This is a genomic window from Pseudomonas veronii (genome assembly GCF_001439695.1).
Lineage (GTDB): Bacteria > Pseudomonadota > Gammaproteobacteria > Pseudomonadales > Pseudomonadaceae > Aquipseudomonas > Aquipseudomonas veronii.
This window is the reverse complement of the sequence record NZ_JYLL01000006.1, coordinates 182,008-206,696: the sequence shown is the minus strand read 5'-3', so window position 1 is coordinate 206,696 and position 24,689 is coordinate 182,008. Positions and strand designations below refer to the sequence as shown.

General features: G+C 63.4%; 22 protein-coding genes. 10 read left to right on the top strand and 12 right to left on the bottom strand.

Features of this window, described 5'->3' with window-relative positions; genetic code table 11:
• The first annotated feature begins 2 nt into the window (after positions 1-2).
• The 4 genes from TU80_RS10565 to TU80_RS10550 are packed head-to-tail and all read left to right on the top strand — an operon-like array spanning position 3 to position 4,588.
• Positions 3-1,052: a branched-chain amino acid ABC transporter permease gene (locus TU80_RS10565; RefSeq protein WP_057004433.1), complete on the top strand. Its 1,050-nt coding sequence runs from the start codon at positions 3-5 to the stop codon at positions 1,050-1,052.
• 17 nt (positions 1,053-1,069) lie between these two features.
• Positions 1,070-2,410: an ABC transporter substrate-binding protein gene (locus tag TU80_RS10560; protein ID WP_057004432.1), complete on the top strand. Its 1,341-nt coding sequence runs from the start codon at positions 1,070-1,072 to the stop codon at positions 2,408-2,410.
• 3 nt (positions 2,411-2,413) lie between these two features.
• Complete coding sequence (locus TU80_RS10555) at positions 2,414-3,181, top strand: ABC transporter ATP-binding protein (protein ID WP_046382893.1); 768 nt, start codon at positions 2,414-2,416, stop codon at positions 3,179-3,181.
• Between the two features lie 12 nt (positions 3,182-3,193).
• Positions 3,194-4,588 (top strand): FAD/NAD(P)-binding protein, encoded by a 1,395-nt coding sequence (locus TU80_RS10550; protein WP_057004431.1) that lies wholly within the window; start codon positions 3,194-3,196, stop codon positions 4,586-4,588.
• Between the two features lie 41 nt (positions 4,589-4,629).
• Here the strand turns inward: TU80_RS10550 and TU80_RS10545 are convergent, their stop codons facing one another.
• From TU80_RS10545 to TU80_RS10530, 4 genes are read right to left on the bottom strand one after another with little or no spacing between them, the layout of a single operon-like run.
• Positions 4,630-5,883 carry an efflux RND transporter periplasmic adaptor subunit gene (locus tag TU80_RS10545; protein ID WP_057004430.1) on the bottom strand — a complete coding sequence of 418 codons (1,254 nt, stop codon included), beginning with the start codon at positions 5,881-5,883 and terminating at the stop codon, positions 4,630-4,632.
• Entirely contained in the window at positions 5,873-7,354 is a 1,482-nt protein-coding gene (locus TU80_RS10540) for a TolC family protein (protein ID WP_057004429.1), read from the bottom strand. Before TU80_RS10540 ends, TU80_RS10545 begins: the two co-directional genes overlap by 11 nt.
• Entirely contained in the window at positions 7,347-8,546 is a 1,200-nt protein-coding gene (locus tag TU80_RS10535) for an ABC transporter permease (protein ID WP_057004428.1), read from the bottom strand. Before TU80_RS10535 ends, TU80_RS10540 begins: the two co-directional genes overlap by 8 nt.
• Entirely contained in the window at positions 8,543-9,250 is a 708-nt protein-coding gene (locus TU80_RS10530; protein WP_057004427.1) for an ABC transporter ATP-binding protein, read from the bottom strand. Before TU80_RS10530 ends, TU80_RS10535 begins: the two co-directional genes overlap by 4 nt.
• 356 nt (positions 9,251-9,606) lie before the next feature.
• On the opposite strand from TU80_RS10530, the gene TU80_RS10525 reads away from it, so the two are divergent.
• Positions 9,607-10,359, top strand: a complete 753-nt coding sequence (locus TU80_RS10525) for a TetR/AcrR family transcriptional regulator (RefSeq protein ID WP_017848076.1) — start codon at positions 9,607-9,609, stop codon at positions 10,357-10,359.
• Between the two features lie 168 nt (positions 10,360-10,527).
• On the opposite strand, the gene TU80_RS10520 is transcribed toward TU80_RS10525, so the two are convergent.
• Both TU80_RS10520 and TU80_RS10515 read right to left on the bottom strand, forming a co-directional pair.
• Entirely contained in the window at positions 10,528-11,589 is a 1,062-nt protein-coding gene (locus TU80_RS10520; RefSeq protein WP_057004491.1) for an FUSC family protein, read from the bottom strand.
• Between the two features lie 23 nt (positions 11,590-11,612).
• Positions 11,613-13,229: an NADP-dependent glyceraldehyde-3-phosphate dehydrogenase gene (locus tag TU80_RS10515; protein WP_046485027.1), complete on the bottom strand. Its 1,617-nt coding sequence runs from the start codon at positions 13,227-13,229 to the stop codon at positions 11,613-11,615.
• A 138-nt stretch (positions 13,230-13,367) separates the two neighbouring features.
• Between TU80_RS10515 and TU80_RS10510 the strand changes: the two genes are divergently transcribed.
• From TU80_RS10510 to TU80_RS10495, 4 genes are all read left to right on the top strand, one after another.
• On the top strand, positions 13,368-14,231 hold the full coding sequence (locus tag TU80_RS10510) for a Dyp-type peroxidase (protein WP_017848073.1): 864 nt from the start codon (positions 13,368-13,370) through the stop codon (positions 14,229-14,231).
• Between the two features lie 176 nt (positions 14,232-14,407).
• A complete protein-coding gene (locus tag TU80_RS10505; RefSeq protein WP_057004426.1) occupies positions 14,408-15,772 on the top strand; it encodes an MFS transporter in 1,365 nt (454 codons plus the stop codon).
• A gap of 70 nt (positions 15,773-15,842) precedes the next feature.
• Positions 15,843-16,973 carry an MFS transporter gene (locus tag TU80_RS10500; protein WP_057004425.1) on the top strand — a complete coding sequence of 377 codons (1,131 nt, stop codon included), beginning with the start codon at positions 15,843-15,845 and terminating at the stop codon, positions 16,971-16,973.
• Positions 16,974-17,016: 43 nt separating this feature from the next.
• Positions 17,017-17,457: an MEKHLA domain-containing protein gene (locus tag TU80_RS10495; protein ID WP_046382903.1), complete on the top strand. Its 441-nt coding sequence runs from the start codon at positions 17,017-17,019 to the stop codon at positions 17,455-17,457.
• On the opposite strand, the gene TU80_RS10490 is transcribed toward TU80_RS10495, so the two are convergent.
• On the bottom strand, positions 17,454-17,975 hold the full coding sequence (locus tag TU80_RS10490; protein ID WP_046382904.1) for a DUF3087 domain-containing protein: 522 nt from the start codon (positions 17,973-17,975) through the stop codon (positions 17,454-17,456). The genes TU80_RS10495 and TU80_RS10490 overlap by 4 nt on opposite strands.
• A gap of 224 nt (positions 17,976-18,199) precedes the next feature.
• On the bottom strand, positions 18,200-18,436 hold the full coding sequence (locus tag TU80_RS10485; RefSeq protein ID WP_046382905.1) for a DUF6555 family protein: 237 nt from the start codon (positions 18,434-18,436) through the stop codon (positions 18,200-18,202).
• Between the two features lie 120 nt (positions 18,437-18,556).
• Between TU80_RS10485 and TU80_RS10480 the strand changes: the two genes are divergently transcribed.
• On the top strand, positions 18,557-19,381 hold the full coding sequence (locus TU80_RS10480) for an arylamine N-acetyltransferase family protein (RefSeq protein WP_057004424.1): 825 nt from the start codon (positions 18,557-18,559) through the stop codon (positions 19,379-19,381).
• 88 nt (positions 19,382-19,469) lie between these two features.
• Here the strand turns inward: TU80_RS10480 and nuoN are convergent, their stop codons facing one another.
• The 4 genes from nuoN to nuoK are packed head-to-tail and all read right to left on the bottom strand — an operon-like array spanning position 19,470 to position 24,687.
• The gene (gene nuoN, locus TU80_RS10475; protein WP_017848066.1) at positions 19,470-20,933 is read right to left on the bottom strand and encodes an NADH-quinone oxidoreductase subunit NuoN; all 1,464 of its coding nucleotides are present in this window, start codon (positions 20,931-20,933) and stop codon (positions 19,470-19,472) included.
• A gap of 7 nt (positions 20,934-20,940) precedes the next feature.
• Positions 20,941-22,473, bottom strand: a complete 1,533-nt coding sequence (nuoM, locus tag TU80_RS10470) for an NADH-quinone oxidoreductase subunit M (RefSeq protein ID WP_010566880.1) — start codon at positions 22,471-22,473, stop codon at positions 20,941-20,943.
• 55 nt (positions 22,474-22,528) lie between these two features.
• The gene (gene nuoL, locus TU80_RS10465; RefSeq protein ID WP_017848065.1) at positions 22,529-24,382 is read right to left on the bottom strand and encodes an NADH-quinone oxidoreductase subunit L; all 1,854 of its coding nucleotides are present in this window, start codon (positions 24,380-24,382) and stop codon (positions 22,529-22,531) included.
• Positions 24,379-24,687 carry an NADH-quinone oxidoreductase subunit NuoK gene (nuoK, locus tag TU80_RS10460; protein ID WP_026140165.1) on the bottom strand — a complete coding sequence of 103 codons (309 nt, stop codon included), beginning with the start codon at positions 24,685-24,687 and terminating at the stop codon, positions 24,379-24,381. Before nuoK ends, nuoL begins: the two co-directional genes overlap by 4 nt.
• Positions 24,688-24,689: the final 2 nt, after the last annotated feature.

Genomic DNA, 24,689 nt, shown 5'->3' with positions numbered 1-24,689 from the left:
CCATGTCGATCCCTGTTGTGCAAGAAACCGCGCCATTGCGGCTGATTCAGCGGCGTGTGCCTTGGGGCCTGCTCGGCCTGTTGGCGCTGGCGTTTGTCGTGGTGCCGCTGTGGGGCAATGATTATTGGCTCAATGCGATCCTGATCCCGTTCCTGGTGCTGTCCCTGGCCGGGCTGGGCCTGAACCTGTTGACCGGCTACACCGGGCAGACCTCGGTGGGCGCGGCCGGCTTCATGGCGGTCGGTGCGTTTGCCACCTACGGCTTTCTGCTGCGCCTGCCGGAGCTGGGCTTGCCGGTGGCGTTGCTCGGCGGCGGCATTATCAGCGCGCTGGTCGGTTTGCTGTTCGGCCTGCCCAGCTCGCGGATCAAGGGCTTCTACCTGATGGTCACCACCCTGGCCGCGCAGTTTTTCCTCGAGTGGCTGTTCGTCAAATTCCCCTGGTTCTACAACTACGGCTCGTCCGGCACCATCTCCGCGCCGAAGCTGGCGTTGCTCGGTTATGACCTCAACACGCCGCTGGGCCGTTACTGGCTGACGTTGCTGACCGTGCTGCTGTTGACCTGGACCGCCGTCAACCTGGTGCGCAGCCAGGTGGGGCGCAACTGGATGGCGATCCGCGACATGGACACCGCCGCCGCCGTGGTCGGCATCCCGGTGGTGCGCTACAAGCGCCTGGCGTTTGCGGTCAGTTCGTTCTACCTGGGCATCGCCGGCGCGCTGTGGGCCTTCGCCTACCTGGGCACGGCCAGCGCGAGCAGCTTCGATATCAATCGCTCGTTCCAGATTCTGTTCATCATCATTATCGGTGGCATGGGCAGCATCGCCGGCAACTTCGTCGGCGCGGCGTTTATCAGCTTGCTGCCGATCTTCCTCAGCCATGCCGGGCAGGCGCTGTTCGGCGGTTCGGTGGATGCGGGGCAATTGCAGAACCTGCAGAAAATCATCTTTGGCGTGCTGATCATCGTGTTCCTGATCAAGGAACCCGAGGGCTTGATTCGCCTGTTGCACAACCTTCGCGATCGGCTGCGTCAGTGGCCCCTACGGTTTTGACCTCTATGAGAACTCCCATGCGTGCATCCTTGAAACGTTCCCTGGCCGGCGCCGCCTTCGCGCTGGCCACCCTGGCCGCTGCAGTGCCCCAGGCCGTGGCTTCGGCCGACCAGCAGTTCTTTCCGTTGGCCACCTACCGCGTCGGCGCCTATGCCTCCAGCGGCGTGCAGGTGTGGGCCGGGATGATCGACTACCTGCGTTATATCAACGAGGTCGAAGGCGGCATCAATGGCGTAAAACTGGTGTGGCAGGAATGCGAGACCGAATGGACGGCAGAGAAGGGCATCGAGTGCTACGAGCGCTTCAAGAACGGCCTGGATGGCGCGCCGGTCGCGGTCTACCAGCCTAATGGCGCACCGGCGGCCTACGCCCTGAGCGAGCGCGCCGAGGTGGACAAGATCCCGTTGATCACCCTCGGTTACGGCCGCACCGAAGCCACCGACGGCACCGTGTTCCCTTACAACTTCCCGGTGATGCTGACCTTCTACAGCGAGGCGTCGAGCCTGGTGAACTACATCGCCCAGCGCGAAGGCGGTTTCGACAAACTCAAAGGCAAAAAGATCGCCACGGTCTACCACGACTCGGCCTACGGTCGCGAAACCCTTGGCCCGCTGAAGCTGCTCGCCGAGCAGTACGGCTTCGAGAATATCCAGATTCCGGTGGCCGACCCGGGCAACGAACAGTCCGCGCAATGGCGCCAGGTGCGCCAGGCCAACCCGGACTGGGTGTTCCTGCGCACGTGGGGCGTGTCCACGCCGGTCGCGGTGAAAACCGCGGCACGCTTTGGCTTCCCGGTCGACCATATCATCGGCGATATCTGGGCCAGTTCCAGCGAAGACGTATCGCCTGCCGGCACTGCTGCCAAAGGCTACCTGGCGCTCACCCCATACCCGGCCGGCGCCGATTTCGAGATCCACAAGCGCCTCAAGCAATACGTCCTCGACAAGGGCCACAGCGACCTCAAGGACCTGAAAAACTTCGGCAGCGTCTACTACAACTCAGGCCTGGTGAACGCCGCCGTGGCGGTGGAAGCGATCCGCACCGCCCAGGCCAAATTCGGCCAGCGCCCGCTCAATGGCGAAGAAGGCCGCTGGGGCCTGGAGCACCTGAATATCGACGACGCGCGCCTCAAGGCCATGGGCTACCTGGGCCTGATGCAGAACCTCAAGTTGTCGTGCCGTGACCACGAAGGCGGCGGCTCGGCGCGGGTGCAGCAGTGGGACGGCGCCAACTGGACGCTGGTCAGCGACTGGATCGCCGCCGACCGCGCGCTGTTGCGCCCGCTGATCGACGAAAAGTCCGCCGCGTTCGCCAAGGAAAAAGGCCTGACGCCACGCACCTGCACCGGAGATGAATAAACCATGAGCCTACCTGCCAGTGAATCCGCACACGCCGCGCTGCTGACGGTCAACGACATCGAAGTGATCTACGACGGCGCGATCCTCGCCGTGGCCGGGGTGTCGCTGAGCGTGCCCAAGGGCGCGATCGTCGCCCTGCTCGGCGCCAATGGCGCCGGCAAGAGCACCACGCTCAAGGCGATCTCCGGGCTGGTGCGCGCCGAGCGTGCCGAAGTCAGCCGTGGCGTGATCGAATACGCCGGCCATGACCTGGCCGGCGTCGACCCCAGCCAACGGGTGCGCCAGGGCATGGTGCATGTACTCGAAGGTCGCCATGTGTTCGGCCAGCTCACGGTGGAAGACAACCTGCGCAGCGGCGGCTTCGTGCGCCGCCTGAGCCGCAGGGCCATGGAGGCCGATCTGGAACGCATCTACGCCTGGTTCCCCAGGCTCAAGACCAAGCGCCACACCCGCGCCGGCCTCACCTCCGGCGGCGAGCAGCAGATGGTCGCCATCGGCCGGGCGTTGATGACCCGTCCTACTTTGGTACTGCTCGACGAGCCGTCCATGGGTTTGGCGCCTATGATCGTGCAGGAGATATTCGAGATCGTCGCGCAGCTCAACCGCGAGCAGCAGGTGAGCTTCCTGATCGCCGAGCAGAACATCAACGTCGCGCTCAACTATGCGTCCCACGGCTACGTGCTGGATACTGGCCGCGTGGTCTTGAGCGGCAGCGCCGCTGAACTGTTGGCGCGGGGCGATTTGCATGACATCTATCTGGGTAAACAGTAAAGGCGAACAGGCATGACTGAATCCATCCGCAACGCCGATGTCCTGATCATCGGCGGCGGCCTGAGCGGTACGATGCTGGCCGTGCAACTGCTGCGCCTGCCCGGCTCGCGGCAGATCCTGGTGATCGAACCGCGCGCCGAACTTGGCCGCGGCGAGGCCTACAGTGCGGTCGAGCTGGGCCATACCTTGAACGGCAATGCGGCGCGCATGAGTGTCGACCCGGACAACGCCGACGACCTGACCCAATGGCTCACCGACTACATCGGCGCTGGCGGCTGGCCGGAGTCGGACCAGCAGCATGTGCCGATCAGCGAGCTGTTCCCGCCGCGCGGGATGTTCGGGTTGTACGCGCAGCAACGCTTGGCCGAGGCCAAGGCGCTGTCGACGTCTACCGTCGAGCATATCCGCGCCGAAGTGGTCGACCTGCAAGTGGACCCCGCCTCGACGCTGCTGACCCTGGATAACGGCCAGCAACTGCGCGGCGCCCAGGCGGTGTTGGCGACCGGCATGTTCCCGGCGGCGCGCACGCCGCAGACCGAATCCAGCGGTTTGAACGCCGCCGCAGTCGACCCGTGGGACGTGCAGGCCATGAGCCAACTCGACCCGCGCGCGACGGTGCTGATCATCGGTTCCGGGCTGACCATGGTCGATGCCGTGGTGTCCCTGGAACAGGCTGGGCACCGGGGCCCGATCGAGGTGTTCTCGCGCCACGGCCTGCTGCCCCATGTGCGTCGACAGCCACCGGGCTGGGACGATTTTCTCGCCGCCGACCACCGCCTGCGTAGCCCTCGGCAGTTGCTGCGCGAGGTGCGTCGGCAGTGTCGCATCGCGACGGCGCAGGGCATCGATTGGCAGGCGCCGCTGGACACCGTGCGCGCGCATATCGGCCGTTTGTGGAGCCAGGCCAGCGAGCGCGAGAAGCGCCAGTTCGTGCGGCATGTGCGGCCGTGGTGGGAAAGTCATCACCACCGTTCGCCGCCGCTGAGTGCGCAGTTGGTGGCGCGTCTGCATGAGGAAGGGCGCCTGCGCATTCGCGCGGCGTCGTTCAAGGGCTTGGCGCCTGCGGTCAACGGCGTCAGCATCCGCTTGCGTTACCGTGGCGAGCAAGCGATCACCCAGGTTGCGGGCGCGGCACTGATCAATTCCAGCGGCATCGAATACGACTGGCGCCGCGTAGCCCGGCCGTTGCCCCAGCAGTTGCTCAAACGCGGGTTGATCCAGCCCGGGCCGCTGGCGCTGGGGATCGCAGCGGATGCCTCGGGGGCGGTGCTGGATGCCCAGGGCCAGGCCAGCCGGTGCTTGTTCGCCATGGGCCCGCCGCTGCGCGGGATGTGGTGGGAGAGCACGGCAGTGACCGATGTGGCGCTTCAGGCCAAGGCGCTGGCGTTGAAGCTGACTATGATCTAAAGGTAGGACGGAGCAAGCCCCCTCCCACAGGGCAACTTCCTCTACCTAGGGGTCTTCACAAAACCGGGTTTTAGGCCAAATACCTCGACGCCCTGCGGCGTCGATTGCCCGGTGGTCACGGTCACGCGTTCCACCGGCTGGTCCATCGTCGGCCGATATTCGACGGTCATGTCCGGCTGGATCGCCTGGCTCGGAATCACGATCGCCTGCGCGTTGTTGTAAGTGACGATGGTCAGTCGCGCACTCATCCCCAGCCGTACCCGCTGCAGTTGCTGCGGGGTCAGCCTGGGGATCGATAGGGTTACCGGGAACTGCGCGCTGCCCTGGGTATCGCCGGCAATCGCCAAACCGCTGACCACACTCACCGAGCCGCTCAACCGTTCGCCGTCGAAGCCATCGCCCATCACTTCCACCGCCTGGCCCTGGTGCAGTTGGTTGATGTCCAGCTCGGAGACCCTGGCGACGATTTTCAGCCGTTCGATATTGGCCAGGCCGAACAGCACCTGGCCCTGGCTGACCTTGCTGCCGGCCTGCACCGGGGCGTTGGTGTTGCCAGCGCCTGCTGCCGCGTTGCTGCTTCCGGGGGCGGGCACCACGATGCCGGAGAAGGGCGCCTTGACCTCCTTGTCTTCGAGCTGTCGGTAGAGCGCGTCGTACTTCACCGTGGCATTGGTCAGCTCCATCTCGGCGATCTGTCGGTATTCGCCCTTGCCTTGCTCCAGTGCCTGTTGCAGTTCATCGCGTGCGGCGATCAGGTCCAGTTGTTGCTGCTGGGTCTGTTGCTTGAGGTCGTCCAGTTCGTTGCGCGGGATGATGCCGCGCTGAAACAGGTTTTCACTTTCGGTGAGTTTGCGCTGGGTGTTGTCGGCGCTCATTTGCGCGGTGCGCAGGCTGCGGCGTGCACGGCTGACAGTGGGGCTGCTGTCCCAGTCTTGCATTTCCTGCACGGTGCGCCGGGCCTTGAGTTGCGCGGAGAGTGCATCGCGCAGTTGCACTTCGAGCAGGGCCGGGTCCATGCGCAGCAACACTTGCCCGGCGTCGACGCGTTGGCCTTGTTCCACCAGGTTGGCCTGCACATTGCCGTCGAACGGCGCGGTGAGGGTGAGGGTGGTGTCGGGCTCGATCTTGCCCACCAGGCCGATCTGATGCACCAGCGCGCCAGGCGTCACCGCCAGCCACTGTTCGGTCGGGAGGATCGGGTCGGCGGCGCTGCGATGGCTGTGCACCGCAACGCCGGCGGCCGCCAGCAGCACGATCAATCCAGCCGCCAGCAGGCGTTTTTGGTTAGTAGTCATTGAGGGCGATTTCCCAGCTTTCCAGCGTCATGCCCAGGGTCAGATCGAGCTGGGTCTGGGCGTTCAAGTAAGCGATCAGCGCATTGAGCTGCGTGTTTTCGGCGTTGCGCAGGTCGGTCTCGAAACTCAGCACCTGGAAGTTGGTGGAGCGCCCGGCGCTGAGTTTTTCGCGTTCGATCTCGATCTTGCGCCGCGACAATTCCACGGCGCGCTGGGAGATTTCGTACTGGCGCCAGCGCGTGCTGAGGTCGCGCACCACGTTGTTCACGCTGCGTTCCAGCTCCTGGCGGGCGTCGGTGATGCGGATGGCCTGATCCTCCACATTCACCCGCGCGCGCACTTCGGCCTGGCGCGTGCTGATGTCGCCGATGGGGATTTGCACCTGCACCCCGGCGTAGCTGTCCCAACTGCGGTTGTTGCCGCTGCCGGTGTCGTTGTCGTAGTTGTTGCGTATCTGGTTCGCCCCGGCCACCAGGTCCACTTGCCAGCGCCCGGAGTCTTTGGCGATCACCAGGTTGAGGTCGGCCTGCTGGCTGCCGAGCAGGGTGGCGAGGTACTCCGGTTGCTGGTTCTGCGCCAGGTTGAAGGCCTCGCGTTTGTCGATCTGCATGGGCTTGGCCTCCAGGGCTTCGGTGGCGCGGATCGGCGTCGACAGGTCGAGGGCCAGCAGGCGCAGCAAGGCCAGGCGGCTGGTGTCGAGTTGGTTCTGCGCTTCTTCCACGCCCAGTTGCTGGGTGGCGATATCGGCTTCGGTCTGCACGATCTCGAACTCGGCCATGCGCCCGGCGCTGATCAGCGCCTTGTTGACTTCCAGCAAGGTGTTGGCGCGTTTCAGCGCGTCCTGGACGATGCTCAGTTGCTCCTGGGCGCGCAGCAACTCGCGGTAGGTGGCGATGATCTGGCTGATGGTTTGTGCCACGGTGGCCTTGAGGTTCAGGCGGTTGGCCTGCTCCGACAGGCGCGACAGGCGCAGCGGCGCGGTGGTCGCGTCCCAGCCGGCGCCGCGCATCAGCGGTTGGATGAGCGCCAGGTCGAGGCCGTCGCTGCGGTAGCGACCGGCCCGGTTGGCGTTATTCAGTTGCTGGGTCCAGGCCATGCTCAGGCGCGTGCCGTACTCGCCCAGCAGGCTGGTGGCAGGGGCCACGTTGGTATTGCGTGCATTGTCGGCGGAACCGCGGGAGCTGCGGTAATAGCTGTTGAGGGTGAGCTTGGGGTTGAACACGTCTTCGGCCACGCGCAGGTCGAATTTCTGCGCGACCCGCTGCAGGTAGGCGCTGCGAATCGCCGGATTGTTGCGCAGGCCCAGGTACACCGCGTCGCCCAGGGTAACGGCGGTGACCTGGGCATTCAGCGAGACGCCGCGATCATAGCCGCTGCGCGTGGTGCTGGGCGCCGTGGGCCGGATCAGCATATCGGCGGCGACACTCGGCAGGCTGATCAGCGCCAGGAGCAGCAGCAGGCGTTTATTCATCGCGCAACGCCTCCACCGGCTGCAACCGTGAGGCCGAGACCGCCGGGTAAATGCCGAAGAACAACCCCACCAGCAAGGTGCTGCCCACCCCCAGGGGCAGGGCGGCGACCGCCAGGGCGAAGGCCCAGCCCGACAGCCAGGCGTAGAGCCACGCGGCGGTCATGCCGAGCACCGCGCCGCACAGCGCGCCGACGGCGGTGAGGGTGATGGCTTCGAGCAGGAACAGGTTGCGGATATCCCGCTGGCGTGCGCCGAGCGCCATGCGAATGCCGATCTCGCGGCGGCGTTCGGAGACGTTCATCAGCATCACGTTCATCACCCCGACACCGCCGCCCACCAGTGAGATCGCGCCCAGGGCCAGCAGCAGGTAGGCGAAGGTGCGGCTCTGCCGGGTCATGCCGTCGATCATTTGCTGGGGCACCGTGATGTCGACGCTGTGCTCGGTCAATTGGCGTTGCAGCGCGGCGGCGGCGTCCCGGGCGATGCGTTCCATGTCCTGGCCCGGCGCGGCGCGGATGATTACGTTGCCGATTTGCGGGCTGGCGTAGATGCGGCGCATGCCGTCGGCGGGAATGAACAGCGATTCGTTGGCCTGCACCGGCATCAGCATCGCCCGGGGCTGGTGGTGCAGGATGCCGACCACCTGGAACAGGTAGTCGTTGATACGCACGCGGTCGCCCAGCTTTAACGGCGCGCCGGGGGCGCCAAGGGCCTGGGCGATCTGGTCGCCGATCACGCCGTAGGTTTCGTTGGCATCGAACGCCGACAGGAAGCGCCCCTCGCGCAGCGCCAGGCGCAGGGCCGCGGGGATATCCGGTGTGCTGCCGACGAAGTTGGCGTTGACGCTGCGGCCCTGGAACACGATGGGGCCGCTGAACAGGCTCAGCGCGCCGATGTGCGCGATCCCGGGCACGGCCTGGCGCACGGCGTCGAGGTCGAGGCGGGCACGCATCGGTACGCTGCTGTCGGCTTTGGGCGGAAACTGCGCGACCAGGGTGTCGGTGCCCATGTCCTTGAAAATCAGCGCGGCATCCACCGCCGCGTTATGCCCGATATTGATCAGCGCCACCACCGACGAACTGCCGATCACGATGCCCAGCAGCGCGAGGATCGAGCGCTTGCCCAGGGTGCGCAGGCTGACGAACGCTTCATGCAGCAATTGGCTCAGGCTCTGCTCGACCCGCAGGCTCATGGGCGCCCGGCCTCATGCACCACGCCGTTGCGCACCAGGATCTTGCGCTCCAGGCGTTCGGCGATGTGCGCGTCGTGGGTGACGATGATCAGCGTGACCTGCTGCTCGCGGTTCAGCGCCAGGAGCAGGTCCATGATGTCCTGGGCGGTGCTGCTGTCGAGGTTGCCGGTGGGTTCGTCGGCCAGGATGACCGAGGGCTTGCCCACCAGCGCCCGCGCAATCGCCACACGTTGGCGCTGGCCGCCGGAGAGGTCGGCGGGGCGATGGTGCGCGCGCTCGGCCAGGCCGACTTGTTCGAGCATGCGCAGGGCCTGCTCCACCGACTCGTGGCGCGACACGCCGCGATAACTCAGGGGCAGGGCGACATTGTCCAATGCGCTGAGGCGCGGCAGCAGGTTGAAACTCTGGAACACGAAGCCGATCTGCTGGTTGCGGATCGCCGCCAGTTCATCCGGGCTGGCGCTGAAAATGTCGTGGCCGGCAAAGCGGTACTGGCCGCAGTTGGGCAGGTCCAGCAGGCCGAGGATGTTGAGCAGGGTACTTTTGCCGGAGCCGGAGGCGCCGAGGATGCCGCAGCTGTCACCGCGGGCGACGGACAGGCACACATCATTGAGGATGGACAGGTGCTGTCCGGCGAGCTGATAGCGTTTGCCGATGCCTTGCAGGGAGATCAAGCCTGGGTGCGCGGGGGTATCTGTCATCATGACTACGCCTGCAGTCTCGACGCTGCCGTGCTGCCCCGGTAAAAATTTGTAACAAGTTCGGGAGCTGCCTGGGACACGTCACGGACTGGTTTGATTTCTTGTTTTTAAAATATTCTTTGAATACTAACCGCGTTCAACCGGCTCCGCCAGCCATCGTTGTAGAGGGTTTTTACCCTTTGAAATAAATGCACCGGGGGCAAAACCCACCGCGCAAAAATCCTTTGGTCAGCCTCGACGGGCCCGTCTGCCAAGGCTTGCGCTGATATGGCGCAGTGTCACTACTTGCTTTCGAGCGGTGGCCCCGGTATAAAAAATCAAATTTATTTTTAAAACAATATTTCCCGCGTGGAACTTTTATGGTCGTGAAGAAAGTCAGTTCTCCAAACGTTACCAAGACTCGATTGCTGGATGCGACAGAGGCTCTCTTCATCAAATACGGGTATGACGCTGTTTTGTTGCGGCAGATTACCGAGCGTGCCCAGGTGAACCTGGCTGCGGTGAACTATCACTTCGGGGACAAGGACGCCCTGATGAAAACCCTGCTGATGCAGCGCCTGGAGCCGCTCAACGAGCAGCGCCTGGAACTGCTGGCACGCTGCGAAGCCGAATCCGACGGCCCCCTCGATTGCGACACGCTGCTCGGCGTGCTGTTCGCCCCGGCCATGGGCCTGGAGCGCAGCGACCCGGCGAGTGGGGAAGGGCGTTCGTTCATTCGTTTCCTGGGGCGGGTCTACAGCGACACCTCGCCGTTTATCCAGGAATACCTCAAGGTCCATTACCAGCCGGTGTTCCAGCGCTTCTTCGAAGCCTTCGCCCTGGCCTTGCCGGACTTGCCGCGCAACGAACTGGGGGTACGCCTGCAATTTGCCCTCAAGGCGATTTCCGGTGTGATGGCCGGCACCGAACTGCGCCTGCTGATGAACTCCATGAGCCTGGGCCGCCCGGCCACGGATGCCGAAGTAATGGCCAAGTTGATCACGCTGGTCTCGGCGGCGATTCGCGTGCCGCAGCAAAGCCCCGAGGCGCAAGTGGCGTTGGCCAAGGTGCTCGATACCCAGCGCGCCATTCGCGAGCAAGCGTCCGCGCCCGCCGGCAAGGTGGCGCGCTAGCTCGAATCCGGGACAAAAAAAAGCCCGCTGGGGCGGCGGGCTTGATGTGCAACGTTTGTAACGGATGAGGCTTCACCCTACGTCCCGCGATGTGAATAAGTCGTGAAAAATATGTAAGAAGAAGTGTGAATGTGTTGGCGCAGGTAAACGCGCTAAATGCCCTCAGGTTCAGATCTTCCAGCGGCCAGCACTTTTGGCCAACTGCTGGCGCATCTCATCCACATTTGCCGCCAATTGCACGGTCAGCAACCGATACCCATCCAACGCACTGTAGACCGGCGCATCCAATGTCGGCTCGGTAGCCGTGGCCTGGCTCGGCCGCTCCAACCGTGGTGTCACGCCCGACCTCAGCGCGCGCGCCATGCCCACCAATTGCACGCGAATCTGCCGATGCTCGCCCTTCAACATTACCTGCATCCGCGCCATTGCCTGTTCGTCGCGAGGGTCTGGCCGGGTGTTGCCCAGAATCTCCAGGGTGCTGATGCACATGCGCAAATGCCGCTGGATCGTGTCCAGCTGGGTCATGGAGATCCGTACCTCCTTGGACACCGAAGGCATCAACGAACGCAGTTGCAGCATCGCTGTATTCACGCGGCTGAGCAGTTTGAGGTGTTCGTCATCAGTGACCGATTGACCGCTGATGATGCGGTTATAGATCGCGGCACAGTCGCGCAAGGCACTGGCCAGGTTGTAGCGCCAGGAGTACACGGCATACAGCGGCAAGGCGAAGGAAAACGCCAGGGCCAACGCAATACCTATCAGGATATCGACCGTGCGCCACAGCCCGTCCGACAGCGGATTGTCACCATGCCCGGCGACGATAAACACGGTGATCGCCGACAACAAGGCGGTGTATCCGCCCTTGCCGATGGCGTGATACGAGAAGAACCCGCACACCACCGACATCAACAAGTAGGTCAGCAGCGGCTGCCCCACATATGTCTCCTGCACCACCAGCAGCAAGCCGACGCTGGCGCCGATCAGTGTGCCGTAGGCGCGTTCCATGGCTTTCTTGCCGATGTTGCCGTGGTGCTGCAGGCCGCCGATCACCACCAGCATGGTCACCGACGCCCACTCGCCGTGGGGCAGGTTGATGCCGGTGGTCAGCAGGATCGTCGCCAGCAAGCCGATGGACACGCGCACGGCGTGGATCAGCTTGGCATGGCGATAGCGGCGGTAAGGGTCGAGCAGCGGGCGCAACAGGCGCCGGGCAAATACAGGCAAGTGCAGGTTAATCAACGGCGAGGCGTCCTCTAGAAAATGTAGTCAGTGGTCAAGAAGCTCGAGTTGCGGTTGTGCAGGATCTCGCTGAGCAGTGCCTTGTTGCTGTCCTGGAACTTGGTCGCCACCAGGGTGCGGATCGAGAACACACGCAAGGCGTCATGTACCGACAGTGTGCCTTCGGCCGAGTTCTTGCGGCCGTTGAAGGGGAAGGTGTCCGGGCCGCGCTGGCACTGGGCGTTGATATTGATGCGGCCGACCTGATTGGCGAAGGTGTCCACCAGCCGTCCGATTTCGGCCGGGTCGGTGCCGAACAGGCTCAGTTGCTGGCCGAAATCCGATTCCAGTACGTAATCGATCACGGTCTCCAGGTCACGGTAGGGCACGATCGGCACCACCGGGCCGAACTGTTCCTCGTGGTACACGCGCATCTGCGGGTTTACCGGGTACAGCACCGCCGGGTAGAAAAAGGTACCGCGACTGACGCCGCCATTGGCATTCACCACGCGAGCGCCGTGTTGGGCCGCATCGGCGACCAGCGCGTTGAGGTAATCGATCTTGCCGGCGTCCGGCAGCGGCGTCAGTGCCACGCCGTCTTCCCACGGCATGCCGGGCTTCAAGGTCGCCAACTTGGCGTTGAATTTCTGGATGAAACTGTCGACCACGTCTTCATGCACAAACAGGATTTTCAACGCGGTGCAGCGCTGGCCGTTGAACGACAGCGAGCCGGTGACCGCTTCGCTGACGGCATTGTCCAGGTCGACCTGGGGCAGCACGATGCCTGGGTTTTTCGCGTCCAGGCCCAGGGCTGCGCGCAGGCGGTGCGGGCGCGGGTGCAGTTTTTTCAGGTCGCTGGCGGCCTTGTTGGTGCCGATGAACGCGAAAATATCGATCTTGCCGCTGGCCATCAGCGCGCTGACGGTTTCGCGGCCGCTGCCATAGATCACGTTGATCACCCCGGCCGGGAAGCTGTCGCGGAATGCCTCCAGCAGCGGGCGGATCAACAGCACGCCGAGCTTGGCCGGCTTGAACACCACGGTATTGCCCATGATCAGCGCCGGGATCAGCGTGGTAAACGTCTCGTTCAACGGGTAGTTGTACGGCCCCATGCACAGCGCCACGCCCATCGGTACGCGGCGGATCTGGCCGAGCGTGTCCTGTTCCAGCTCGAAGCGGCTGCTGCGGCGGTCGAGTTCCTTGAGGGCATTGATGGTGTCGGTGATGTAGTCGCAAGTGCGGTCGAACTCTTTCTGCGAGTCCTTGAGGTTCTTGCCGATTTCCCACATCAGCAGCTTGACCACCGCATCACGCTGTTCGCGCATGCGCCGCAAGAACGCTTCGACGTGGCGGATGCGGTCGACCACGCGCATCGTCGGCCATTCCCCCTGGCCTCGGTCATAGGCGCGCACGGCGGCGTCGAGGGCGCTGAGGGCGGTGTCGGCATCCAGCAGCGGCGTGCTGCCGATTTGTACGCGTTCGTCGCCCAGTTGCACCGGGCTGAGCACTTGGGCCAAGGGGCCGTTCCACACCCGCAACTGGCCGTCGACCAGGTAATCGCGCTGTTCGATGGGCGCTCCCAGGCGGAATTGCTCGGGAATATCGGCGGCGCAGGAAGGAAACAGCTGGGCGAGCAGGTTATCGGTGGTCATGTCACTACCCCTGAAATAGTTGCAAAACATGACTAGAGAGTCACCCAACAACGGGTTCTGTGGCAAGGCTTGCGCGCTTTCTTGTACGCACGGCTGCACATGGCGGGTAAACTGCGAGGCTTTCTTGAAGGAGTTCACATGAGTCAGTACCAGCCGGGCATTCTTGCCGCACCGGTGCCTTTACAGGCACGCCATCTGTTTTTTGCCGTGGACTCCCTGGCCGCTGTACCTGCTGCGTTGAACGCATTGGTGCAGTGGGCGGATTCGGCCGCAGTGGTCGGTCTGGGTGAGCCGCTGGTCAACGCACTGGGCGCGCAGATCGAAGGGCTGCGCGCATTCCCAGCTGTCAGCGCGCCGGGCGCGCACAACCCCTCCACGCAGCAAGCATTGTGGGTGTGGCTGCATGGCGTGGATCGCGGCGAATTGCTCTTGCGCAGCCGTGCGCTGGAGAAAGCCCTGGCCCCGGCGTTCCGCCTGGTGCAGTCGACTGAAGGCTTCCGCTACAAGAGCGGTTTTGACCTGACCGATTACGAAGACGGCACCGAAAACCCCCACGACGATGCCGCCGTCGAAGCCGCGCTGACCGACAGCGGCGCCAGCTTCGCCGCGATCCAGCAATGGCAGCACGACCTCGATGGTTTCGCCGCGTTGCCTGCCCAGGAACGCGACCACATCATCGGTCGCCGCCACGGCGACAACGAAGAACTGGAGGACGCGCCCGAGTCCGCCCACACCAAACGCACCGCTCAGGAAAGCTTCACCCCGGAAGCGTTCGTGGTGCGCCGCTCGATGCCCTGGGCAGAAAACGGCCAGGCTGGCTTGATGTTCCTCGCGTTCGGGCATTCCTTCGATGCGTTTGAAGCGCAACTGCGCCGCATGAGCGGGTTGGAAGACGGCATCGTCGACGGCCTGTACCGCATCAGCACACCGTTGACCGGCGGCTATTACTGGTGCCCGCCGCTCAAGGACGGGCGCCTGGACCTGAGTGCCGTGTCGATCTGACCAGGCGTTTGCCTGGGTCATTGCGTCAGCCCACGCGCCATCACCGATACGGAGTTGGCGCGTTTTTTTTACGGCTGCAGGCAACATGAAGATGTTGACAGCCAACGCATTGGCGACTGGAAAAAATCGTCGCAGCCCGTAATCTGGAGGCCTTTTGTCACCTGTGCGGATTGTGCATGTCTTCTGTTGCCGATGGGCTGCCCCTGAATAAACGCCTGCCGGCGGTGATCGCCATTTCCCTGGGCATCGGCATGGCGACCCTGGACACGGCCATCGTCAACACGGCGCTGCCGACCCTGGCCGATGGCATTGGCACCGACTCCGCGTCGGTGATCTGGGTGGTCAATGCCTACCAGTTGGCGATCATTGCCACGGTGTTGCCCTTCGCTTCGCTGAGCGATGTGCTCGGGCACCGTCGGGTGTACCTCGGTGGCTTGTTGCTGTTTATCGTATCGTCGCTGTTTTGCGGGATCGCCGGGTCGCTGGTGACGCTCACGGCGGCGCGGGTGGTGCAGGGGCTCGGTGCGGCCGCGATCATGAGCGTCAACACGGCGTTGCTGCGGCATATCTATCCGTCGCGCATGCTCGGGCGCGGCCTGGGCTATAACTCGCTGGTGGTGGGGCTGGCGTTCACGCTCGGGCCGACGGCGGCGTCGGCGATCCTGTCGGTGGCGAGTTGGCACTGGCTGTACCTGATCAACGTGCCACTGGGCTTGTTGGCGCTGCTGTTGGGCTTGCGCTCATTGCCGGTCATTCCCATGGCCGGGCATGCCTTCGATCGCCTCGCCGCGCTGTTGTGTGCCGGGCTGTTCGCCTTGCTGGTGCTTGGCCTGGGGATGGCGGTGCATGGCGCCCAAGGTGCGTTGACCCTGGGCCTGATCGCGCTGGCGCTGGTCTGCGGCGCGCTGCTGCTGCGCCGCCAGGCCGGGCACCCGGCGCCGATGCTGGCAGTGGACTTGTTCAAGCGCCCGGTGTTTGCGCTGTCTTCGCTCACGGCGATCTGCGCCTTCAGTGCCCAGGGCCTGGCCTTTGTGTCGCTGCCGTTTCTGCTGCAGGCAGTGCTCGGGCACAGCCAGGTGGAGACCGGCTTTCTGATGACGCCCTGGCCTGCGGTCGTGGCGGTGATGGCCTTGGTCGCCGGGCGCCTGGCCGACCGCGTGTCCCTCGGCCTGTTGTGTGGGATCGGCCTGTTGATGCTGAGCGTGGGCATGGCGGCCCTGGCGACGTTGCACAATGATGCGTCGGCGTTCGAGATCGGCTGGCGCATGGCCTTGTGCGGAGCCGGTTTCGGGTTCTTCCAGTCGCCCAACCTCAAGGCATTGATGACCAGCGCGCCCTTGGCCCGCAGCGGCGGGGCCAGTGGCATTGTGGCGATCTCGCGGTTGCTGGGGCAGACGCTGGGAGCGTCGCTGGTGGCGTTGTGTTTTCACTGGTCCCTGGGCAGCGGCCCGCACTACGCGTTGTGGCTGGGCTGTGCGTTTGCGTTGGTGGGCAGTGTGGCCAGCGGCCTGCGGTTGTTGCCGTATGACAAAAAGGTTTAATCGAGCGTTGTAAAAAGCCGTTCGAGAAGGCTACGGTGGCGACCTGAATATTTCGGGATGTTTCAGATTTATGGCAAGCCAGGCCCAACGCACTGCCGACATCACCTCCCGCCGCGCCGCGCTGACCTTGGCTTTATGCCTGCCCAGTGACGTGTTGCTTTATCTGCTGCTGCCCATGGAATCCCAGGCGTTCGGCATCACGCTGGCCCAGGCCGGGGTGCTGCTGGCGGCCAACCGACTGGTGCGGATTTTCGGTTACCGCCACGTGCTCAATTTCTATGCCCGCCACGGCGATCGTCTGACCTGCATGATCGCCGCCGGTGCCGCGACGCTGTGTGCCTTGGGTAACTCGATGCTGTCGGGCTTCGCTGCATTGCTGGGCTTGCGGCTGGTCTGGGGCCTGTGTTTTGCCGCGTTGAACCTGTCGACCCAAGTGCTGGCGACCGCCGAGCCGACGGGGGCCGCACGCCGGGCAGGGCGGTCGCGGGCCTTGATCGCCCTCGGGCCGATGCTCGCATTGCCGCTCGGCGGCTGGCTGACCTTATGGGCCGGACCGCGTCCGATCTTTCTGATTCTCGCCGGATGCTGCCTGCTGGGCTTGTGGATGGCGCGGGGGTTGCCTACTGTCGGCCATGATTTGCACAGCAGTCCGGGGCGCCGTTTCAAGTGGCCCGATAGCGTGGCGCTGTGGTCGTTTATTGAAGGCGTGGCGCTGGATGGGCTGTTTATCTTTGGCCTGTCGATCCAGGCACAGAAGCTTCTCGGGGGCGACGCGGTGCTGATCGCCGGTGCCTTGATGGCCTTGCGTTATGTCTCGGAAATGCTCCTGAGCCCGCTGGGCGGTCGCGCCGCGCAACGCTTCGGCGCCACGTCGATGCTGTTGTTGTTTTCGTTCCTGAGCGCTTTGGCCCTGGCGGCATTCGGCAGTTATTGGGTGATCGTCGGCGCGGCGGCAGTGCTGGTGTTGCGGGCGTTGCAGTTACCCCTGGTGACGACCTTGGTGGCCGAACGCAACCCCGGTTCGATGCGCGTGTCGGCATTGGCCTCCAACGCGGTATGGCGCGATATCGGCGCCGGCCTCGGGCCGCTGCTGGCGGGGTTGTTGCTGCCGGTCGCCGCGGCCCCTTGGGTGTTTGGCCTGGCGGGCGCCGCGATAGCCGTCAGCGCCGTGTTCTGCTGGCGGGCAAAGCGTTCCAACTGACAATGTGAGGTAGTGTGTGACCCGACAAGAAGACTGTGTACGCGTGCTGGATGACGCCTATCGACACTGGACCGGCCAGGGCTTGCCGGCGCCCGAGCATCTGGACGCGCAGCAACGCCTGACCTGGCTGCATGCCCATGCGCCCTACAGCCTGCTGGCCCACGATGGCGCGGCGGACCCGCGGTTTAACTACGCCAATGCGTGCGCCTTGGCGTGCTTCAAATACCCGCGCGAGACCTTCATCGGCATGCCGTCACGCTTCAGCGCCTCGGAACTCGACCGCGCCGCGCGCCAGGTGTTATTGGAGCACGTCAGCGCCAACGGCATCGCCCATGGCTACAGCGGCTGGCGGGTGGATGCACATCAGCAGCCGTTCATGATCCATGCCGGTGTGGTGTGGACGTTGCTCGATGCCGCCGGCCTGCCGTGTGGGCAGGCGGCGCTGTTCTGGCCGGATGCGCAGCGTATCGGGGTGTTGGCTTAAGCGCCCTTGAAACTGTCCAGCCAGGACGGGTCGAAACGGGTTTGCTCGGTATCGAGCCCCAACGCTTGCATCTTCGCCCTATGTGCCTCGATCTCGCCGACCAACTGCACCTGGGCGCTGGAGTTGGCGTCCAGCTCATGCATCTGCGTCAGCCCCAGGTGATAGAACCGCAGCACCTTGAGCGCCGTCGGGTCATTGGCTTGCACGCGGTCGGTGACCTTGTGCATCACGTTGGTCACGCGCATCAGGTTGCGCTTGAGCTGCCAGCCATACACCGCCGGCGCCAGCCATGGCTGGGTCCAGAACGGGCCGCGCACCAGGGCGAGGGTGATCAACACCCCGGCAAACACCCCACCCACGTTGTAGCGAAAGTTGTCGCCGCCGGCTTCGCCAAACAGCATCACCGCCAGGCTCGACAACAGCATCGCCAGGGCCACGAACAACACGGCCACGATCAACGTACTGCGACGGGTCTGCTGGCGGTAGGTGATGGGGTCGCAGGGTTTGAGTTCGAACATCCGGGGAAAATCTCCTTGGCGTTTGTAGGGGATAGGGCAGGGCGGCATCTTCTCATGCTTGGCGATGAGGTGTGCGGTAAACACGTTGAGCGAAGGCGTGTGGGGCGTTCTCGATGATCGATTACAAGCAGCCCCGGCCCGGATCGCACACGCAATGCCCCGAAAGAGCGTGAGCAACCAAATGCTGTCGAAAAAAAAGCCCCGTCGTTGAACGGGGCGTTTGTTTATTTGGGCGGTACCCAGTTGACGTCGGTGATGCCGTACTTCTCGGCCCAGGGCCGGGTGGTTTTTTTCACCTGTTCGTGGCCGACCCGACCGATGCGGCTGACATGCGCAATATCGGCATCAACGGCCGCCCAGTGCCAGGCCTCGGCGTTATTCATCACTTCGGCACGCACCACGAAAGACTTCGGTTGACCGTGCAGTTGATAGGTAATGGTGTAGATTTTTGCGCTACTCATGTTGCCTCCCTGTCTTGTTATAGATGGATAGGAAAGCGTTTAAAAAGGTTCATTCGAAATGACAAATTGCCGGTCCGGACGGCATAGTGGGGCCTTCGCCACGCGCCCAAGGATCGCGTCATGTCCCGCCTGACCCAAAGCCACCTGTACCTGCAACGCCTGGGCTACGCTGCGCCGCCGCCGCCGACCCTGCAAACCTTGCAGGACCTGCAATTGCGGCATGTGTGTACGTTCGCCTTTGAAAGCCTGTCGACCCTGCTGCGCTTGCCGGTGCCGATCGACCTGCCCAGCGTCGAACAAAAAGTCTTGCTCGATGGACGCGGCGGGTATTGCTATGAACTGAACCAACTGTTCCTGGAACTGCTGCAGGAGCTGGGCTTCGACGCACGCGGCATCACCGGACGGGTCGTGATGGGCGGGCCACCGGACGCACACACCGCGCGTACCCATCGCCTGAGCCTGGTGACGGTGGACGGTGTGCGCTATATCTGCGACGTCGGCTTTGGCGGCATGGTGCCGAGCAGCCCGTTACGCCTGGACAGCGAAGCGATCCAGGCCACCGCCCACGAACCCTTTCGGCTGACCGTTAAGCACGGCAGCTACACCCTGTGGGCCCAGGTTGGCGGGGAGTGGCGTGGCTTGTATGTGTTCGACCTGCAGGTGCAGGCAGACATCGACTATGAAATCGGCAACTGGTACGTCTCCACCCACGCGGGCTCGCCGTTTCTCGGTCAGTTGAAAGTGGCACTGCTCGCGCCGGGTAAGCGTCACACCTTGAACAACGGCCACTACGCGATGCACTCCCTGGACGGTCCCAGCGAAAAACGCGCGATAGCCAGTGCCGATGAATTGCTTGATGTGCTGCGCGGCACCTTTGGCCTTCGCTTGCCGGTGCATCAGCGGCTTCGCGAAACGCTCGATGGTTTAGTGTCGGCCAATCTTTAGACGCATTGAGGCCGCATCTTCTCTGCCCCATAAACGCAAAAACGGCACCCGAAGGTGCCGTTTCTGTTTACTGCGTACCGCTAAGCGATCAAACGCCCAGTACCGCGTGCTGCACCAAAGTGAGCAACGGTTGTGGGTACACGCCGAGGAAGAAGGCGAGCACGGCGATGGCCAGCAGCATCACGCCACCGGCTTTCTGTTCCCAGTGCAGCTCAGCATCCACACGACGCAGGTTTGGCTCGATCAGGTACAGGGTGACCATCACGCGCAGGTAGTAGAACACGCCGATGGCGCTACCCAGGATGAGCGAGGCAACCAGCCACCATTGATGCGCTTCAACGCCGGTCGCGATGATGTAGAACTTGCCGATAAAGCCCGCAGTCAGCGGGATACCGGCCAGGGACAGCATCATCAGGGTCAACACGGCGGTCAGGTACGGACGGCGCCAGAACAGGCCGCGGTATTCGTACAGGGCGTCGGCGTCACGGCCTTTGTAAGGCGAGGACATCAGGGTGATGACACCGAAGGCGCCGAGGCTGGTGATCACGTAGGTGACCAGATACACGCCGATCGCTTCCAGGGCCAGGCCTTTGCTCGCCACCAGGGCGATCAGCAGGTAGCCGAAGTGGGCGATGGACGAGTAACCCAGCAGACGCTTGAGGTTGTTCTGGGTCAGCGCCAGCAGGTTACCGAACAGGATCGAGGCAACGGCGATCACGCTCAGTACGTCGCTCAACACGCCGGTGTTGGCCGCTGGGGAGATCTGGAACAGACGCACCACCACCGCAAACACCGCAACTTTCGTCGCCGTGGCCAGGAACGCGGCCACCGGCGCCGGAGCGCCTTCGTACACGTCCGGTGTCCACAGGTGGAAGGGCACCAGCGACAGTTTGAAAGCCAGGCCGATCAGCATCATCGCCAGGCCCAGTTGGGCGATCGGCGCAGGCATGCTGGTGGCCGCCAGGGCGTGGCCGATACCGGTGAAGCTCAGGCTGCCGGCTTCGGCGTAGAGCAGGGCCATACCGAACAACAGGAACGCGGAACCGGCGGCCGACAGCACCATGTACTTGATGCCGGCTTCCAGGGAGCGCTTGTTGAAGAAGGCGTAGGCCACCAGGCCGTAGGTCGGGATCGACAGCAGTTCCAGGCCGATGAACAAACCGGCCAGGTGCTGCGCGCTGACCAGCACGATGCCGCCGGCCGCAGCCAGCAGGATCAGCAGGTACAGCTCTTCGCGGTTGCCCGGGTAGCCGGTGCCGCCTTCGCCGAGGTAGGCGTGGGCGAGGGTGACGCAGGCCAGGGTGGCGACGAGGATCAACGCGATATACAGCAGCGCGAAGTCATCGATCATCATCAGCGGGGTCACCGCCAGGGGCGCGACCTTGAGTGCCGGGATGATCGACAGCAAGGCCAGGTTCAAACCCGCACAGGACAGCAGGAAGGTTTGCGCATGATTGCGACGCCAGGCGATCGACAGCATCACCACCACAATGGTGAGGCTGGTGATCAGCAGCGGCGCAAGCGCGATAAAGTGTTGGATCGTGAATTCCATAGCGCTCTTACCGGGCCGAAGCGAGTTGAGAGAAGGCGGTGCCGAACCACTGCTGCACGCCATGCATCGTTGCGGCAGAAGTGTCCAGGAACGGTTGTGGGTACACGCCGATGTAGATCAGCAGGACCGCCATACCGAGCACCATGATCAGTTCGCGAGCATCCATCCCGCGCAGGACGGTGTCGGACTTGGCCGGACCGAAGTACGCACGGTGGATCATGATCAGCGAGTAGACCGAACCGAATACCAGGCCGGAAGTAGCGATGGCGCTGATCCACGGTGTCTGCACGAAGGTCCCCATCAGGATCAGGAACTCGCCGATGAAGTTACCGGTGCCCGGCAAGCCCAGGGACGCGGCGGCAAAGAACAGGCTGATCGCCGGCAGGTAGGCGATGCGCGACCACACGCCACCCATCTCACGCATGTCACGGGTGTGCAGACGCTCGTACAACTGACCACTGAGGATAAACAGTGCGGCGGCTGAAACACCGTGTGCCAACATCTGGATCACGGCGCCTTGCAACGCCACCTGGCTGCCGGAGTAGATACCGATCAGTACGAAACCCATGTGGGAAACGGACGAGAAGGCAACCAGACGCTTGATGTCGGTTTGCGCGAAGGCCAGGAACGCACCGTAGAAGATCCCGATCAGACCCAGGGTCATGGCGATCGGCGCGAACTCGGCCGAGGCATTCGGGAACAGCGGCAGGGCGAAACGCAGCAGGCCGTAGGCCGCCGTCTTCAGCAGGATACCGGCCAGGTCCACGGAACCGGCGGTCGGCGCCTGGGCGTGGGCATCCGGCAGCCAGGAGTGGAACGGCACCACCGGCAGCTTCACCGCGAAGGCGATGAAGAAGCCCAGCATCAGGATGTACTCGGTGGTCAGGGACATCTTGGTTTTCAACAGATCGGCGTAGTTGAAGGTAATCACGCCCGTGCTGTTGAAGTTGACCAAGACCAGACCGAGGATCGCCACCAACATGATCAGGCCGGAAGCCTGGGTGAAGATGAAGAACTTGGTCGCCGCGTAGATCCGGGTTTTCTTGCCGTCCGAAGAACTATGACCCCAGAGCGCGATGAGGAAGTACATCGGCACCAGCATCATTTCCCAGAAGAAGAAGAACATGAACAGGTCGAGGGCGAGGAACACGCCGACCACGCCGCCCAGGATCCACATCAGGTTCAGGTGGAAGAAGCCCACGTGACGCTGGATCTCTTTCCAGGAGCAGAGTACCGAGAGAACACCCAGCAGGCCGGTCAGCAGGATCATCAGCAACGACAGGCCGTCGAGGGCCAGGTGTACGTTGATGCCGAAGCGCTGGATCCAGACGTGCTTGAACTCAAGCGCCCAGGTCGGATCGGCGCCAGGCGCCGGAGCAAATGAATAGTCGCCATGGGCCCACAGCCAGAGGCCGAGCGCGAGTTCCAGGGACATGGTCAGCAACGCAATCCAGCGGGGGAGGGTGGCGCCGAAGCGTTCACCCATCCAGCAGAGCAGGCCGCCGATAAAGGGGATCAGGATTAGCCAGGGCAGAATCATGACGGGCTCGTTTCCTTTCGCAAGTTCGCAAAGTTCGCAATGTACTTAGACATGGTCAGACCGCTACCACAACGATGGCGCCGATCACCAGAACGGCACCGGCCGCCATGGAAGCTGCATACCAACGTAATTGGCCAGTCTCGCTGCGGCTCAGGGCGGTGTGGCTAGCCTTGGCGGCACGCGGGATCAAACCGATGGTCTGGTCGAGCGGGTCTTTGCGCAGTACGTGGCTGATCGCAAGGTAAGGCTTGACGAACAGTTTGTCGTAGATCCAGTCGAAGCCCCAGGCGGCGAACCACCAGGCCGAAAGGAAACGGCCGATGCCACTGTTGGCGACGGCAGTGACGAAGCGACGCTTGCCGAGGAACAGCAGGGCCGCCAGCAGGATACCCGCGATGGCAATGGCGCCCGAGGCGATTTCCAGGCTGTGCTGGGCTTCGCCGCCGGCATGGCCGACGCTTTCCGGCAGTACGCCGGCCAGTGGCGGGGTGATCATGGCGCCGATGAAGGTCGACAGGATGATCAGCACCGACAGCGGCAGCCAATGGGAGATGCCGTGGCCTGCGTGTGCTTCGGTCTTGGCTTCACCGTGGAAGGTGATGAAGATCAGGCGGAAGGTGTACAGCGAGGTCATGAACGCACCCACCAGGCCTGCGTAGAGCAGGTTCTGGTTACCGCTGGCAAAGGCTTCCCAGAGGATTTCGTCTTTCGAGTAGAAACCGGCGGTCACCAATGGCAGGGCTGCGAGTGCGGCACCGCCGACGATGAAGCTGGCGTAGGCCAGTGGCAGTTTCTTCCACAGGCCGCCCATCTTGAAGATGTTCTGCTCGTGGTGGCAGGCGACGATCACCGCACCGGAGGCGAGGAACAGCAGGGCCTTGAAGAACGCGTGGGTCATCAGGTGGAAGATCGCCGCGTCCCAGGCGCCGACGCCCAGGGCCAGGAACATGTAGCCGATCTGGCTCATGGTCGAGTAGGCGAGGATACGCTTGATGTCGGTCTGCACCAGCGCGGCGAAGCCGGCCAGTACCAGGGTCACGCCGCCGACCACGCCCACCAGGTGCAGGACGTCCGGCGCCAGGGTGAACAGGCCGTGGGTACGGGCGATCAGGTAGACACCCGCGGTCACCATCGTTGCGGCGTGGATCAGTGCCGAAACAGGCGTCGGGCCGGCCATCGCATCCGCGAGCCAGGTTTGCAGCGGCAGTTGCGCGGATTTACCGACAGCGCCGCCCAGCAGCATCAGGGTCGCCAGGGTGATCCAGAAGTCGCCGACCTGGAATTTCTGCGGTGCCAGCACCAGCAGTTCCTGGATGTTCAGCGTGCCCACCTGTTGGAACAGGATGAACAGGCCGATGGCCATGAACACGTCGCCGATCCGGGTCACGATAAAGGCTTTGAGTGCCGCGTTACCGTTGTTGCGGTTGCTGTAGTAGAAACCGATCAACAGGTACGAGCACAGGCCCACGCCTTCCCAGCCGAAGTACAGGAACAACAGGTTATCGCCCAGCACCAGGAACAGCATGCTGGCGATAAACAGGTTGGTGTACGCGAAGAAGCGCGAGTAACCGGCTTCACCGCGCATGTACCAGGACGCGAACAGGTGGATCAGGAAACCTACACCCACCACCACGCCGAGCATGGTGATCGACAGGCCGTCGACGTAGAGGGCGAAGTTGGGCTTGAAGCCCTCCACCGACATCCACTGCCACAACACCAGGGTGTAGTGGCCGCCTTCCGGCGGCGCGACGTTGAATTGCCAGATGACGTAGGCGGCGACAATCGCCGACAGGCCGATGGAGCCCACGCCGACCAGGGCCGAGAGGTTTTCCGACCAGCGTCCGCGAGAGAACGACAGCAGCAGGAAACCGATCAGGGGAAATACGAAAGTCAGAAAGATCATGTTCATCCGCGCATCTCACTGGCAGCGTCGATATCAAGCGTGTGGAAGCGACGATACAGTTGCAGCAGGATCGCCAGGCCAATACTGGCCTCGGCGGCTGCCAGGCTGATCACCAGGATGAACATGACTTGTCCATCTGGCTGGCCCCAACGGCTACCTGCCACGATGAACGCGAGTGCCGCAGCGTTCATCATGACTTCCAGGCTCATCAACACGAACAAAATGTTACGGCGAACCATCAGGCCGACCAGGCCAAGGCAGAACAGGATGCCGGCGACCGCCAGACCATGCTCCAAAGGGATAGCAGGCATCA